The sequence below is a fragment of the Streptomyces sp. NPDC025806 genome (assembly GCF_055558275.1).
Map to the genome: position 1 here is coordinate 216,775 of NZ_JBVHMU010000004.1, position 15,385 is coordinate 232,159.

The following is a 15,385-nucleotide window of genomic DNA, read 5'->3' on the forward strand; positions in this document are numbered from 1 at the left end:
GCGTCCTCACGCCGCCACGTTCGTCGGATCCGACTCGTACAGCTCGAACCAGATGCACTTGCCCTCGCCGCGCGGGTCGACGCCCCAGCGGGAGGCGAGGAGTTCCATCAGGACGAGGCCGCGGCCGGACGAGGCCAGTTCGCCGGGGCGGCGTTTGTGGGGGAGGTCGTCGGAGCTGTCGGCGACCTCGACGCGCAGGCGGCGCGGGCCGCCCGTGGCGCCGCTGACCGCGGCGACCAGCAGGGCGTCGCCGTCGGTGTGGACCAGGACGTTCGTCACCATCTCGGAGACCATCAGGACCGCCGAGTCGACCTGGTCCCCGTCGGCCCAGTCGTGCAGCAGCTCGCGCAGCTGCTGGCGGGCGGCGGAGATCCGCTCGGGCTCGGCCTGGGCGATGGTCATCGCGGTGCGCCGGACCGGCACCGGCAGGCTCACCGCGGCTGTGCGGCGCAGCAGGAGGAGCGCGATGTCGTCCTCGCGGCGGTCGGCGAGGGGGCCCGTCGTGTAGTGCGAGGCGGGGCCGAGCACGGCCTGGACGAGGGCGTCGGCCAGCTCCTCCAGGTGTTCGGCGGGGCCCGACTCCAGGGCCTCGCGGACCCGGGACCAGCCGGTGTCCAGGTCGTGGCCGCCGGTCTCTATCAGCCCGTCGGTGCAGATCAGGAGCGTCTCGCCGGGTTCCAGGACGAGCCGGGAGGTGGGGTAGTCGGCGTCCGGGTCGATGCCCAGGGGCAGGCCGCCGGCGGTGGGCCGGATCAGGACGGTGCCGTCGGCGGTGCGGACCGCCGGTTCGGGATGGCCCGCGCGGGCGATCTCCAGGACGCCGGTCGCCGGGTCGGCCTCGATGTAGAGGCAGGTCGCGAAGCGCGGGTCCTCGTTCTCCGAGCGGGCCGCGTCCCCGACCCCGGACAGGAAGCGGGAGGCGCGGGAGAGGACGGCGTCGGCGTGGTGGCCCTCGGCGGCGTAGGCGCGCAGGGCGACGCGGAGCTGGCCCATCAGTCCGGCCGCGCGCACGTCGTGGCCCTGCACGTCGCCGATGACCAGGGCGATGCGGTCGCCGGGCAGCGGGATCATGTCGTACCAGTCGCCGCCGACCTGGAGGCCGCCGCCGGTCGGGACGTAGCGGGCGGTGATGCTCATGCCGGGGATCTCGGGACCGAGCGTCGGCAGCATCGACTTCTGGAGGCCGTCGGTGAGCTCCCGCTCGGACTCGGCGACCCCGGCCCGGGACAGGGCCTGCGCCAGCATGCGGGCGACGGTGGTGAGGACGGAGCGCTCGTCCGGGGTGAACGACACCCGGTAGGCGAAGCCCGCCATCCACGCGCCGATCGTGCGGCCCGCCACGACCAGCGGCAGGAACGCCCAGGACTGCCGCTGGAACGGCGCGGCCAGCGGCCAGGCCGCCGGGTAGCGGTCGCGGTACTCCTCGGGCGAGGACAGGTAGACGGCGCGGCCGGAGCGCACGACCTCGGCGGCCGGGTAGTCCGTCGCCAGGTCCATGTCGGTGAAGGGGCCCTCGTCGCCCGCCTGCTGCCCGTGGTGGCCGATGACGGTGAGCCGCTCGCCCGCGACCCCGAAGACGGCCAGGCCGCTGGGCGAGAACCCGGGCATCGACAGTCCGGCCGCGACCCGCAGCACCTCCGCCGTCGAACCGGCCTCGGCGAGGGCGCGCCCCGCGTCGAGTAGGAACGCCTCGCGGGAGCGGCGCCAGTCGCCGGTGACGGGGGTGCGGGAGGCGGCGCCGGGGCTCTGGTCGGAGACCTCCTGGAGGGTGCCGATCAGCTCGTAGGAGCCGGGGTCGTCGCCGTGCACGACGGGGCGGGAGCGGCTGCGCACCGTACGGATGACGTGCCCCTGCTCGTCCATGATCCGCAGGCGGGCCTCGGCGAGTGTGCCCTCGGCGACGGCGAGACGCACGACGCCGTCGATCTCGTTCCAGTCCACCGGATGGAAACAGGCGCGCGCACCGGCCTCCGTGAGGGTGACGGTCTTGCCGTCGGGCGAGGGCACTCCGATGAGCCGGGCGGCCTCCGCGTCGAACGTGACGAGGCCGGCCCGGTTGTCCCACCGCCACAGGCCGGTCGCGAGAGCGGCGAGGACGTCCTCCACCGGCGGGAGGGGCTCACCAGTGCTCATGGCCCCACTGTAAGAAGAGGAGATCGCACACTGCCACCGAGAGTGGCCGCACAGGCGGGCGCGACGGGCACCGCGGGAGTATTCGGAAACCGATCACGACGCGGCCGGTACCCTTGGGAGATCCGGGTCGTGACCCCGGGAGATCCCGAATCGCAAAGGCTGGATGAACGACGATGCATCGGTACAGGTCCCACACCTGCGGCGAGCTCCGCGCCTCTGACGTCGGCAGCGACGTCCGGCTGAGCGGCTGGCTGCACAATCGCCGAGACCTGGGCGGCATCCTCTTCATCGATCTGCGCGACCACTACGGCATCACGCAGCTCGTCGCCCGTCCGGGCACGAAGGCCGCCGAGGTCCTCGACAAGCTGACCAAGGAGACGGTCGTCCGCGTCGACGGCAAGGTCGTCTCGCGCGGCGCCGACAACGTCAACGCGGAGCTGTCGACGGGCGAGATCGAGATCGAGGCCACCGAGGTCGAGGTGCTCGGCGCGGCCCAGCAGATCCCGTTCACGATCAACGCGGACGACGGGGTGAACGAGGAGCGGCGCCTGGAGTACCGCTTCCTCGACCTGCGCCGCGAGCGCATGCACAAGAACATCATGCTGCGCTCGGCCGTGATCGCCTCGATCCGCTCGAAGATGGTCGCCCTCGGCTTCAACGAGATGGCGACGCCGATCCTCGCCGCGACCTCCCCCGAGGGCGCCCGCGACTTCGTCGTCCCGTCCCGTCTGAACCCGGGCAAGTTCTACGCGCTGCCGCAGGCCCCGCAGCAGTTCAAGCAGCTGCTGATGATCTCGGGCTTCGACCGCTACTTCCAGATCGCGCCCTGCTTCCGCGACGAGGACGCGCGCGCGGACCGCTCGCCGGGCGAGTTCTACCAGCTCGACGTCGAGATGAGCTTCGTGGAGCAGGAAGACGTCTTCCAGCCCATCGAGAAGCTCATGACGGAGCTGTTCACCGAGTTCGGCGGCGGCCGTGAGGTCACCTCGCCGTTCCCGCGCATCCCGTTCCGCGAGTCGATGCTGAAGTACGGCAACGACAAGCCGGACCTGCGCGCCAAGCTCGAGCTCGTCGACATCTCCGACGTGTTCGAGGGCTCGGAGTTCAAGGCGTTCGCCGGCAAGCACGTGCGTGCGCTGCCCGTCCCGGACACCGCCTCGCAGTCCCGCAAGTTCTTCGACGGCCTGGGTGACTACGCGGTCGAGCACGGCGCGAAGGGTCTCGCCTGGATCCGCGTCGGCGAGGACGGCTCCTTCCAGGGCCCGATCGCGAAGTTCCTCACGGAGGAGAACGCGAAGGTTCTCACCGAGCGCCTCGGCCTGGTCCACGGTCACGCCGTGTTCTTCGGCGCGGGCGAGTTCGACGAGGTCTCCAAGATCATGGGCGCGGTCCGCGTCGAGGCCGCCAAGCGCGCCGGCCACTTCGAGGAGGGCGTCTTCCGCTTCGCGTGGATCGTCGACTTCCCGATGTACGAGAAGGACGAGGAGACCGGCAAGATCGACTTCTCGCACAACCCGTTCTCCATGCCGCAGGGCGGTCTTGAGGCCCTGGAGACCCAGGACCCGCTGGACGTCCTCGGCTGGCAGTACGACATCGTGTGCAACGGCATCGAGCTGTCCTCCGGCGCGATCCGGAACCACGAGCCCGAGATCATGTTCAAGGCGTTCGAGATCGCCGGTTACTCCAAGGAGACCGTGCAGAGCGAGTTCGCCGGCATGCTCCGCGCGTTCGAGTACGGCGCCCCGCCGCACGGCGGCATCGCCCCGGGTGTCGACCGCATCGTGATGCTCCTCGCCGACGAGCCGAACATCCGCGAGACGATCGCCTTCCCGCTGAACGGCAACGCCCAGGACCTCCTCATGGGCGCCCCGACCGAGCTGGACGAGGCCCGCCTGCGCGAGCTGAACATCCAGCTCCGCAAGCCGGTCGAGAAGAAGTAACGCTCCGCGCGGAACGTGTGCGGCTGGGCCCGGGGTCACCATGACCCCGGGCCCAGTGCCGTTTGCGGGCCCGTAAGGGTGACGGGCCGTGAGCGGCGCGCCGTCGTCGGTGGCGGCCCGTACCGTGGTGGAGAGAACGTGATCCGCGGTGACGAAGGGGGAGCCCGCCATGAGTCTCGTAGAGGAGCGGTCCGCTGTGGTGCTGAGCCAGGAGGACTTCGAGGAGCTGCACCGTCACGCCATAGGTACGAACGAGGCGCTGCGGTTGGAGTTCATCGGGGGAAAGCTGGGGGTCAAGGGCATGCCGGACGGCGATCACGGCACGATCATGGAGTGGCTCGCGAGGCTGTGCATTCAGGCGGACAACGGCTGGTGGCTCTACCCGGAGCAGGGCCTGCGCGTGGAGACGTACCGCAAGGGGAACGCCCGGCCGGACGGCGCGCTCGCGCGCAGTGGCACGTTCGCGGGTCAAGGCGAATGGGCCGCGACCGACGGTGTGCTCATGGTCGTCGAGGTGACCTCACGTGACAGCGACACCAACCGCCGCGACCGTGAGGACAAGCCCCGCGCCTACGCCGAGTCCGAGATCCCGGTCTATCTGCTGATCGACCGGGACACCTGTGAGGTGAAGGTCCACTCGCAGCCGGACGGGGTGCGGTACGAGCAGGTCGTGACCGTGCCCTTCGGCAAGACGGTGGCGCTGCCCGCGCCGGTCGGGATCGAGGTGGACACCGAGCCACTCAAGGAGTGGGCGCGCTGAACGCAGACGGAAGGGCCCGGAACCAGGTGGTTCCGGGCCCTTCCGTTTTGAGCGGGAGTTACGCCGCCGGCTCGCCGCCGAAGCGCTCCTTGTAGGACTCCAGGTCCTCGTCGGTGATCTTGGCGAAGAGGACCGGCGGGACGGTGAAGGGGGTGCCGGCCGGGACCGTCGTCAGCGCCGTCGCCTCCTCGGCGGAGATCCACGTACGGGCCTCGTCGCCGGGGAGGGCGAACGCGGCGCGCATCGCGGCGGCCGAGGACGGGATGAACGGCTCGGAGACCACCGAGTAGAGGTGGATGAGGTTCATCGCCGTGCGGAGGGTGAGGGCCGCGCCGTCCTTGTCGGTCTTGATCTCCAGCCAGGGGGCCTTCTCCTCCAGGTAGGAGTTGCCCGCCGACCACAGGGCACGCAGCGCCGCCGCGGCCTTGCGGAACTGGAGGGCCTCCATCTGCTCCTCGTACTCGGCGAGCAGCCGGGAGATCTCCGCGCCCAGGTTCGCCTCGGCCTCGCCGGGCTCGCCGCCCGCCGGGACCTCCTCGCCGAAGCGCTTCTTGGAGAAGGACAGGACGCGGTTGACGAAGTTGCCGAGGGTGTCGGCCAGGTCCTTGTTCACCGTCGCCGTGAAGTGCTCCCAGGTGAACGACGAGTCGTCCGACTCGGGGGCGTTGGCGATCAGGAAGTAGCGCCAGTAGTCGGCCGGGAGGATGTCCAGCGCCTGGTCGGTGAAGACGCCGCGCTTCTGCGACGTGGAGAACTTGCCGCCGTAGTACGTCAGCCAGTTGAAGGACTTCAGGTAGTCGACCTTCTTCCACGGCTCACGGACACCCATCTCGGTGGCCGGGAACATGACGCTGTGGAAGGGCACGTTGTCCTTCGCCATGAACTCCGTGTACCGGACGTCGGCGGCGCCCGCCGGCTCGTACCACCAGGACTTCCAGTCGCGGTTCTCCGGGTCCTGGTCCGCCCACTCCTTCGTCGAGCCGATGTACTCGATCGGGGCGTCGAACCAGACGTAGAAGACCTTGCCCTCGGCGGCCAGCTCCGGCCAGGTGTCGGCCGGGACGGGGACGCCCCAGTCCAGGTCACGGGTGATCGCGCGGTCGTTGAGGCCCTCGGTCAGCCACTTGCGGGCGATGGAGGACGCCAGGTGCGGCCACTCGCCGGCGACCTCGTCGATCCACGCCTCGACCTCGTGCTGCAGCTTCGACTGGAGCAGGAAGAGGTGCTTCGTCTCGCGGATCTCCAGGTCGGTGGAGCCGGAGATCGCCGAGCGCGGGTTGATCAGGTCGGTCGGGTCCAGGACGCGCGTGCAGTTCTCGCACTGGTCGCCGCGGGCCTTGTCGTAGCCGCAGTGGGGGCAGGTGCCCTCGACGTAGCGGTCCGGGAGGAAGCGGCCGTCGGCGGGCGAGTACACCTGCCGGATCGCGCGCTCCTCGATGAACCCGTTCTCGTTCAGCTTGCGGGCGAAGTGCTGGGTGATCTCCGCGTTCTGCGCCGAGGACGAGCGGCCGAAGTGGTCGAAGGCGAGCGCGAACCCGTCGTAGACCGCCTTCTGCGCGTCGTGCGCCTGCGCGCAGAACTCCGCGACCGGGATGCCCCGCTCCTTCGCGGCCAGCTCGGCCGGGGTGCCGTGCTCGTCCGTCGCGCAGATGTACAGGACCTCGTGGCCGCGCTGGCGCAGGTAACGGGAGTACACGTCGGCCGGGAGCATGGACCCCACCATGTTGCCCAGGTGCTTGATCCCGTTGATGTACGGAAGGGCGCTGGTGATGAGGTGTCGAGCCATCGGAGGCTGCTCCCAAGTCGTGACGATCTGAATCCAGAAATCGTATCCGACATGGGGCGGCCGCCCGCGCGGTGTTTTACAGCGCGGACGGCCGGGGGGCGGTGGGCGGGCTCCGGGGCTACGGGCGCCAGGTCGCCAGGAGGCCCTTGTAGAGCTCGGCGTCGGTCAGCTCGCGGGGGGTGGCGCCCGCGAGGAAGTGGCCGGCGTTGTCCGCCTTCAGCTTGCGGAGATAGTCGAAGGCCTTGGCCTCCGGGTCGCCGAACGCGACGAACTGGAAGTGGATCGGGTGGCTCGCCGCCTTCGCCAGGGCCTCGTTCGCCGGGCGCTGCACGTCCGGGGGGCCGTCCGTCTGGAACACGACCAGCGCGGGGAGCGTCGGATCGTCCGACTTCTCGTGGTGGGCGACGACCTCTTCGATCGCGCGGTGGTAGCTGGTGCGGCCCATGCGGCCCGCCGCCGCGTGCCACGCGTCGATCTTGCCCTCGTACGAGGCGTCCAGGGTCAGGTCGCCCGTCGCGTCGATGTCCGTCGAGAAGAAGACGGTGTGGACGGTGGGGGTGTCCCGGGGGTCCAGGTGGGCGGCCAGGGCGAGGGTCTGCTCGGCGAGGGCGTTCGCGGAGCCGTCCTTGTAGTACGGGCGCATGGAGCCGGAGCGGTCCAGGACGAGGTAGACCGTGGCGCGGACGCCGGTGAGGTCGTTCTTCTTCAGCTCGGCGCCGGCGGCCTTGTAGGCCGGGGCCAGGGCGGGGGTGCGGGACTTGATCTCGGCCGGGGTGCGGGCGGGCTTGGCCGGCTTCGCGTCCGGGGTCTCCGACGCGGGGGCCGGGGCTTCTCCGGTGGGCTCGATCGGCTCGGTCGGCTCTGCCTCGGCGGGGGCAGCCTCGGCGGCGACCGGCTGGGCTTCCTCGGCGGGGGCGGGCTCGGGCTCGGCGGCGACCGGCGCGGCCTCCTCGACAGGCTGGGCGGCGACCGGCTCGGAGTTCTCGGCGGGCTCGGCCTCCTCGACCGGCTCGGGCGTCTTGGCCTCGGCGGGCTCCGGCTGGGCCGGGGCGGCAGCCGCCTCGGGCTCCTCGGCGAGGGTGGGAGCGTCGGACGGCTCGGCCGCGACCGGTTCGGCTTCCTGGGCGGGGGCGGCGACCGGCTCGGGGGCCTCGGCCGGGGTCTCGCTCGCTTCGGCGGCAGTCGGCTCGGCCTCCTCGGCCTGAGCCACCTCCGCCTCGGCCTGAGCCACCTCCGCCTCGGCCGCGACCGGGTCGGCCTTCGCGGCTGCCTCGGCGGGAGCGGAGGTCGGCTCGTCGGCGACCGGCTCGGCCTCCTCGGCCGGAGCGGGGTCCGACTCGTCCGTGACGGGCTCGGCTTCCTCGGCCGGGGCCGCGACCGGCTCGGGGGCCTCGGCCAGGGGCTCGTTCGCTTCGGCCGCCGCCGGCTCGGGCTCTTCGGAGGGCGCGGGGATCGTGACGTTGTCGAAGGCCGCGGCCACCAGGGCGTCCGCTTCGGAGTTCGACGGGGCGGGGATCTTCGGGGTCCCGGACTCGGGCTGCGGCTCCGGCGCCGGCTCGGGCTCCGGGTCCGCCGGGGCGTAGTGGCTCGGCTGGGTCGGGACCTTCGGGGCCGGGGTGTCCGAGGACGCCTCCGGTTCCGCCGGGGCGGGGATCTTCGGCTCGGCGGCAGGCTCCGTGGCGGGGTCGTCCTTCTTGCGGTTCCGTCCGAACGCGTTCCGCAGACGATCCAGAATGCCCATGTGCGCAACCTTCCGCATGAGTTGGTCCCCAAACGCCCGAACCCCTGGCCAGGGCGGACACGTAAGGTTAGCCGCCGCTCGGCGACCGCTCCGCAGTGCGTTCGCCCGCGTCCGGGTGGTCCGGGAATTCCCGCAGGCCGTCGCCCAGTTCACGGGGCCAGATGCCGTCCGGCGAACGGAGCAGTTGGACGAAGGCGCGCTCCGCGGGGGAGAGCAGCCGGTCGCGCCGGCGGACCAGGGAGACGGGCCGCGGGCTCGGTTCCGGTTCGACCGGGAGGATCGTGAGCGCGCCCGAGCGCTCCACGTCGTCGACCACCGCGTGCTCGGAGATGAGGGCGACGCCAAGGCCCGCGCCGACGCACTGCTTCACCGCCTCGGGACCCCACACGTCCGACCTCGGCACCTGCTCCGCCAGGCCCCACGCGTCGAGGACCCGCTCCTGTTCCGTACGGGTGTGGGAGCCGGGCTCGCGCATGAGGAAGCACTCGCCCGCGAGCAGCGCCGGATCGAGCGGCCCGGGGCGGTCGGCCAGCCGGTGGCCGGTGCGGGCGACGAGGACCAGCCGCTCCTGGAGCACCGGTTCGACCAGTAGCTGGGCCGTCTCCCCGGGCCCGCCCGCGACGACCGCGATGCCGATGTCCCCGGCGAGCAGCCGCTCCGCGACGGCCCGGTTGTTGCCCACGAAGACATCGCACTCGACCCCCGGGTACCGCGCCCGGAAGCGGGCGAGCAGGGTGGGCAGCAGATACGTGCCGACGGTCGTCGAACCGCCCACGAGCAGCCGGCCGTGTTCCAGGGACGACACCTGCTGCACCGCCGCCACCGCCTCGTCGGCGAGCAGGAAGACGCGCTTGGCGTACGCGGCGAGCACCTCGCCCTCCGCCGTCGGCCGAGTCCGCGCGCCGGAGCGGTCCACCAGCGTCACCTTGAGCGACTGTTCGAGCCGCCTGACCTGGTTGGAGACCGAGGGCTGACTCATGTACAGCTCGTGCGCGGCGGCCGAGAACCCCTGGTGCTCGACCACTTTGAGGAAGATCCAGAGGCGGTGCAGGTTGAGCTCCATAGTCGCGCGAGCGTAGAGCACTACTGACCGGTCGGACAGGCTTCCGGCAGGCCTCGTGCTGTGACCGCGGGGCTATGGCCGCCATAGCGAACTTCGTGGTTCTGCGCCCCGGAACGCCGGTGGTACCCATGGAATCGAGGGCGCCCCACGGCTCCCGCACCGACGCCCGACACCTACGACCCACAGGGGTGGACGTACATGAATCCTGTCGCCGGCACGACGTGGCAGACCTCCGCCGACGGCGCGCGGCTCACCGTCAACGGGCGCGCGTACCCACGCCCGGGCCGGCCCGTCGTGGTCGTCTGCATCGACGGCAGTGAGGACGCCTACCACGAGCGCGCGATCGCGGACGGCCTGATGCCGTTCACGGAGGGCATGCTGGCGCGCGGCGGCGATCTGCGCGGCGCGTGCACGATGCCGTCCTTCACCAACCCCAACAACCTGTCCATCGCGACCGGTGTCCCGCCCGCCGTGCACGGCATCTGCGGCAACTACTTCTACGACGCCGAGGCCGGCGAGGAAGTGATGATGAACGCGCCGGAACTGCTGCGCGCGCCCACGCTCTTCGCCGCCTTCTCGCAGACCGGCGCCAAGGTCGCCGTCATCACCGCCAAGGACAAGCTGCGCCGGCTGCTCGGCAGCGGTCTCGCCGAGGGCGGCATCTGCTTCTCCGCCGAGAAGGCCGACCAGGTCACCCTCGCGGAGAACGGCATCGAGAAGGTCCTGGAGTCCACCGGCTTCGCACTGCCCTCCGTGTACAGCGCGGAGCTGAGCGAACTGGTGATGGCCGCCGGGTGCGACGTCCTCGAACGCGACCGGCCGGACCTCATGTACCTGTCGCTCACCGACTACATCCAGCACAAGCACGCGCCCGGCTCCCCCGTCGCCAACCGCTTCTACGCGATGCTGGACCGCTACTTCGAGCGGATCGACGCGCTCGGCGCGGTCCTCGTCGTCACCGCCGACCACGGGATGAACGCGAAGTCGGACGCGGAGGGCGAGGCCCGGGTCGTGTTCCTGTCCGACTGGTTCGACGCCGAGACCGGGGCGGGCGCCAGCCGCGTCGTCCTGCCGATCACCGACCCGTACACCGTGCACCACGGCGCCCTCGGCTCGTACGCGACCGTGCACCTGCCGGACGGCGCCGACCGCGAGACGCTGCGCGCGAAGCTCGCCGGGGTCGGCGGCGTCGACACCGTCCTGACCCGTGAGGAGGCGTGCGAGCGGTTCGAGCTGCCCGGTGACCGGATCGGGGACCTCGTCGTCATCGCCGAGCGCAACACGGTGCTCGGCACGACCGCCGCCCGGCACGACATCTCCGGGTTCAAGGAGCCGCTGCGCTCCCACGGCGGCCTCACCGAACAGCGCGTCCCCGTCCTGGTCAACCGGCCCGTCGAGCTCCCGGCCGGGCACCGGCTGCGGAACTTCGACGCGTACTGGATCGGCTGCCACGCGGCGGCCGAGGAGCCGCTCCCCGCCTGACCCCACCCCGTAGAACCTCCGTAGAACCCCCGAAGAACCCCAACCCCCCACCGCTCAAGGCCATTCAGCAGTACCGGCCCCGGCGCCGCCGAGGTGTGCGCCGGGGCCGTGCCGTACCCGGATCAGTTCAGCCCCTTCCGCTCCGTCGAGGATTGGACTCCCCATGGCCGACACCGACCCGCCATCCGTTCCCGACCCGTCCACCGAGGCCGCCACCCCCGTCACCCCCGTCACCACCCGCGAGGCCCAGCGCACCGTCCACCCCCACCTGGTGAGTCCCCGGCTGCGCTGGCAGATCTTCGCCGTCACCTGGATCGCGTACGCGGGCTTCTACTTCGTGCGGCAGGCCTTCTCCGTCGCGAAGCTCGGCATCCTGGACGACCCGCTGCTCGCCCACTCCCTCTCCGAACGCGTCCTCGGCGTCATCGACGCGATCTACCTCGCGGCCTACGCCGTCGGGCAGTTCGTGTGGGGCGCCTGGTCCGACCGGTTCGGCCCGCGTCGCGTCGTCATCACCGGCATGATCGGCGCGATCGGCGCCGCGTGCCTGATGGGCGCCTCCAGCGCGCTGCTCGTGTTCGGCGGCGCCATGGTGATCCAGGGCCTCGCCCAGTCGGCCGGCTGGGCGCCGCTGTGCAAGAACATGGGCGCCTTCTTCCCCGTCGCCGAGCGCGGCCGGGTGCTCGGCATCTGGTCCACGAACTACGCGTTCGGCGGTCTCGCCGCGCCGCCGTTCCTGGGCTGGCTGGCCTACTCCGTGTTCGACAGCTGGCAGGCCGCGTTCTTCTGCGGGGCCGCGTCCCTGGCCGTCGTCCTCGTGCTCTTCGTCCTCTTCCAGCGCGACGCGCCCGAACCGGGGAGCAAGGAGGAGGAGAAGGAGCCCGGCGCCGAGCCGACCCGGCGCGGTGGGCTCGCCCTGTACCGCTCGACCCTGCGCGACCCGATGGTGCTCACCCTCGGCGCCGCGTACTTCCTGCTCAAGCCGGCCCGGTACGCGATCCTGCTGTGGGGCCCGGTGCTGGTCAGCGACCGGCTGCCGCACGTCGACAAGGTGGGCGCCACGATCATCCCGGTGGCGTTCGGCGCGGCCGGGGTCGTCGCGCCGATCGCCGTGGGCTGGGTGTCGGACCGGGGCTTCCAGTCCCGGCGGGTGCCCGCCGCCGTCCTGTCGCTCGCCCTGCTGACCGTCGTGCTCGGCCTGTTCATGCCGCTCACCGCGACGGACAGCGTCGGCGTGATGATGGCGGTGCTCGCCGTGATCGGTCTCGCGGTGTACGCGGCCGACTCGATGATCTCCTGTGTCGCCGCGGTCGACTTCGGCACCGAGGACGGCGCGGGCACCGCCGCCGGACTGGTCAACGGCTGCGGCTCGATCGGCGCGATCCTCGGCGGCCTGCTGCCGGGCTTCCTGTCCGGCTCCTCGCTGTTCCTGCTGTTCTCGGTCGCGGCCCTGCTGGCCGGGCTCGTCATGCTCCCGCACTGGAACCGCCGCCCGCGCACCGCGGCGGCCCGGTGAACTCCCCCTTTCCACCGGCATGTTGAAAGGCAGGCAGACATGAACCGTCAGCACGCGGACACCGCCGTCGTCGGCGCCGGCATCGTCGGGCTCGCGCACGCGCTCGCCGCCGCCCGGCTCGGCCGCAAGGTCGTCGTCTTCGAGCGGGACGACTTCGCGGTCGGCGCCTCGATCCGCAACTTCGGGATGATCTGGTCGGTCGGCCAGCAGCGCGGCAAGGTCTACGAGCGGGCGCTGCGCAGCCGCGAGGTGTGGCTGGAGGTGGCCGCCAAGACCGGTCTGTGGGCGCCCGAGACCGGCTCCCTGCATCTGGCCCACCACGCCGACGAGGTCGCGGTCCTGGAGGAGTTCCTCCAGCTCAGCGACGCCGCCCGGGAGCGGGGTACGCGGATGATCACGGCGGACGAGGCCGTCGAGCGGTCCGGTTTCGCGCGCCGGGACGGGCTGCTCGGGGCGATGTGGAGCCCGACGGAGGTCAACGTCGACCCGCGCCGGGCGATCCCGGCCGTCGCCGAGTACCTGGCCGCCGAGTACGGCGTCGAGTTCCGCTTCGGCACCCATGTGCGCGGCATCGCGGCGCCGACCGTCTCCACGACGGCGGGCGACTGGGACTGCGGGCAGGTCTTCGTCTGTTCCGGCAACGACTTCGCCTCGCTCTACCCGGAGGTGTTCGCCGAGAGCGGCCTGACCCGCTGCAAGCTCCAGATGATGCGCACCGCCCCGCCGGCCGGCGGGCGTGCGCTCGGCCCGATGCTCTGCGGCGGCCTCACCCTGCTGCACTACGCGGCCTTCGACGGCTGCCCGTCGCAGGCCGCGCTCGCCGAACGGATGGGCGCGGAGCGCGCGTTCCACCGTGAGCACGGCATCCACGTCCTCGTCTCGCAGACCGCCGACGGGCGTCTCACCCTCGGCGACTCGCACGCGTACGGGCCCACGCTCGGCCCGTTCGCGGACGGCGCCGTCGACGACGCGGTCCTGGAGTACCTCGACACCTTCGCGGGGCTGCCGCCGGAGGCGGAGGTCACCGAGCGCTGGGTCGGCTTCTACCCGTCGCTGCGGGACGGCCGCACCGACCTGGTCGTCGACCCGGAGCCCGGGGTGACGGTCGTCAACGGGGTGGGCGGCGCGGGCATGACCCTCTCGTTCGGCCTCGCCGAGGAGAACCTGGCCACGCGCTGAAGTCCGTGAAGGCCGAAGGGCCGGTCCCTCCGCGAGGAGGCACCGGCCCTTCGGCGTTCGTCACCGAATAGCGCGCTAGTACGAGATGCAGGCCGAGTGCCAGGCCGTGTAGAAGTCGAAGACCTCCGGCGAGCACTCCGGCGGGCCGTACTGGCTGGCCTTGTCGCCGACGTGCGGCAGGTGCGCGTACGCGCCGACGCCGGGCCGGTTGACGTGCAGCATGCCCGCCTCGAAGCGGTCGAGGGCCTCGAAGGCGCGGGTCTGCGAGGCGGTGAAGATCGTCCCGGACATGCCGTACTTCACCGAGTTCGCGATGCGCAGGGCGTCGTCGAAGTCCTCGGCGTCCACGACCGCGAGGACCGGCCCGAACACCTCCTCCTGCGCCAGTTCCGCGTCCCACGGCACGTCCCGGATCACGGTCGGCCGGACGTAGCAGCCGTCCGGCAGGCCGGGGCGCTCCTCGCGTCCGCCGCCGCACACCACCTTGCCGCCGTCGCGCTGCGCGCCCGCGATCGCGGCGAGGGCCGCGTCCCGGCGCGCGGTGTCCACGACCGGGCACAGTTCGGACGCCGGATCGAAGCCGGGTCCGACCCGCAGGCCGCCGACGCGGGCGACGAGCCGCTCCAGGAACTCCTCGCGCACCCGGACGTCGACGACGGCCCGGCTGGTCGCCGAACAGCGCTGGCCCGCCTGCCCGAACGCCCCGTGCACGACCGCGTCCACGGCCTTGTCGAGGTCGGCGTCGTCGCACACGATCACCGCGTTCTTGCCGCCCAGTTCGAGCTGGGTGCGCAGCAGCCGGTGAGCGCCGCCGGTGTGGATGGCGGTGCCGATCGGCAGCGAGCCGGTGAAGCTGATGCCGGCCACGGCCGGGTTGGCGACGAGCGCCTCGCCGGCCGCCGCGTCGCCCTGCACCAGGTTCAGCACCCCGTCCGGCAGGCCCGCCCGCTGGAAGACGTCGACGAGGAGCGCCGAGGTGAGCGGGGTCAGCGGGGACGGCTTCAGGATCGCGGTGCAGCCGGACAGGAGCGCGGGGGCCACCTTCCACATCGGGATGGCCAGCGGGAAGTTCCACGGCGAGATCAGTCCGATCACGCCGATGGGCTTGCGGAAGGTGTAGGCGAAGGTACGGGCCTCCTCGGCCGGAACGGTGACCCCTCCCAGCCGCCGGGCCTGCCCGGTCGTGAACTCCAGGACCGCCTTGGCTCGTTCGACTTCCCCGAGCGCCTCCTTGAGGAGCTTGCCCTGCTCGCGTGTGATGGCGTACGCGAATTCCTGGGTGCGCTCGTCCAGGAGGTGCAGCGCCTTCGTCAGGACGGCGGCCCGCTCGATCGGTCCGATGCCGCGCCAGCCGTCGAGCGCCCGCCGCGCCTCCTCGACCGCGAGGTCGACGTCGGCGCCGCCCGATTCCGCGAACTCCCCGAGGACGTCGGAGAGATCGGCCGGGTTCACATCGGGGCGGCGCTGTCCCGACTGCGCCGCGACCCACCGCCCGCCGATGTGGTTCTCCGTCAGATGTCCCGCCACCTCGAACCGTGTGTCTCCCGGTGCCACAGCCATTCCCTGCTCCTTCGCAGCCGGTGGGATCGTCCCCGCCACCCTCGCCCCGGGAACAGCGGGTGAACAACGGGTGATCTGCCAATACCGGGTATAGGGGCGCGCTATGCGGGCCTCCGGAGCGGGCCTCGCCCGTACCTTTCGGAGCCGCCGACAGGTTCACCGCGCGTTCATCCCGCGTCCCCCGTCCGGCACCCGTGCCCCCATACCGTCTCGGCCGACATGACT

The 15,385-nt window shown here is 71.8% G+C and carries 10 protein-coding genes; 5 read left to right on the forward strand and 5 right to left on the reverse strand.

Translation table 11 applies throughout. The annotated features are described in order from the left end of the window. Positions 1 to 6: 6 nt before the first annotated feature. Positions 7 to 2,133, reverse strand: coding sequence for an ATP-binding SpoIIE family protein phosphatase (locus ACZ4E1_RS10995; protein WP_467537935.1), 2,127 nt, complete (start codon positions 2,131 to 2,133; stop codon positions 7 to 9). Positions 2,134 to 2,306: 173 nt separating this feature from the next. Here ACZ4E1_RS10995 and aspS point away from each other — a divergent pair, with 173 nt between their 5' ends. Next, positions 2,307 to 4,073, forward strand: coding sequence for an aspartate--tRNA ligase (gene aspS, locus ACZ4E1_RS11000; protein ID WP_467537936.1), 1,767 nt, complete (start codon positions 2,307 to 2,309; stop codon positions 4,071 to 4,073). Positions 4,074 to 4,242: 169 nt separating this feature from the next. Continuing rightward, positions 4,243 to 4,833 carry a Uma2 family endonuclease gene (locus ACZ4E1_RS11005; protein WP_467537937.1) on the forward strand — a complete coding sequence of 197 codons (591 nt, stop codon included), beginning with the start codon at positions 4,243 to 4,245 and terminating at the stop codon, positions 4,831 to 4,833. A 58-nt stretch (positions 4,834 to 4,891) separates the two neighbouring features. Here the strand turns inward: ACZ4E1_RS11005 and metG are convergent, their stop codons facing one another. From metG to ACZ4E1_RS11020, 3 genes are all read right to left on the reverse strand, one after another. Continuing rightward, positions 4,892 to 6,619 (reverse strand): methionine--tRNA ligase, encoded by a 1,728-nt coding sequence (gene metG, locus ACZ4E1_RS11010; RefSeq protein ID WP_467537939.1) that lies wholly within the window; start codon positions 6,617 to 6,619, stop codon positions 4,892 to 4,894. A 118-nt stretch (positions 6,620 to 6,737) separates the two neighbouring features. Further along, entirely contained in the window at positions 6,738 to 8,360 is a 1,623-nt protein-coding gene (locus ACZ4E1_RS11015; protein ID WP_467537941.1) for a VWA domain-containing protein, read from the reverse strand. Between the two features lie 67 nt (positions 8,361 to 8,427). Then, positions 8,428 to 9,423, reverse strand: coding sequence for a LysR family transcriptional regulator (locus tag ACZ4E1_RS11020; RefSeq protein ID WP_467537942.1), 996 nt, complete (start codon positions 9,421 to 9,423; stop codon positions 8,428 to 8,430). 198 nt (positions 9,424 to 9,621) lie between these two features. Here ACZ4E1_RS11020 and phnA point away from each other — a divergent pair, with 198 nt between their 5' ends. The 3 genes from phnA (at position 9,622) to ACZ4E1_RS11035 (ending at position 13,600) form a co-directional block, all read left to right on the forward strand. Next, positions 9,622 to 10,905, forward strand: a complete 1,284-nt coding sequence (gene phnA / locus ACZ4E1_RS11025) for a phosphonoacetate hydrolase (RefSeq protein ID WP_467537944.1) — start codon at positions 9,622 to 9,624, stop codon at positions 10,903 to 10,905. A gap of 163 nt (positions 10,906 to 11,068) precedes the next feature. Further along, a complete protein-coding gene (locus ACZ4E1_RS11030) occupies positions 11,069 to 12,421 on the forward strand; it encodes an MFS transporter (RefSeq protein WP_467537946.1) in 1,353 nt (450 codons plus the stop codon). A gap of 39 nt (positions 12,422 to 12,460) precedes the next feature. Next, on the forward strand, positions 12,461 to 13,600 hold the full coding sequence (locus ACZ4E1_RS11035; RefSeq protein WP_467537947.1) for a TIGR03364 family FAD-dependent oxidoreductase: 1,140 nt from the start codon (positions 12,461 to 12,463) through the stop codon (positions 13,598 to 13,600). 75 nt (positions 13,601 to 13,675) lie between these two features. On the opposite strand, the gene ACZ4E1_RS11040 is transcribed toward ACZ4E1_RS11035, so the two are convergent. Beyond that, a complete protein-coding gene (locus tag ACZ4E1_RS11040) occupies positions 13,676 to 15,160 on the reverse strand; it encodes an aldehyde dehydrogenase family protein (protein ID WP_467537948.1) in 1,485 nt (494 codons plus the stop codon). Between the last annotated feature and the right edge of the window lie 225 nt (positions 15,161 to 15,385).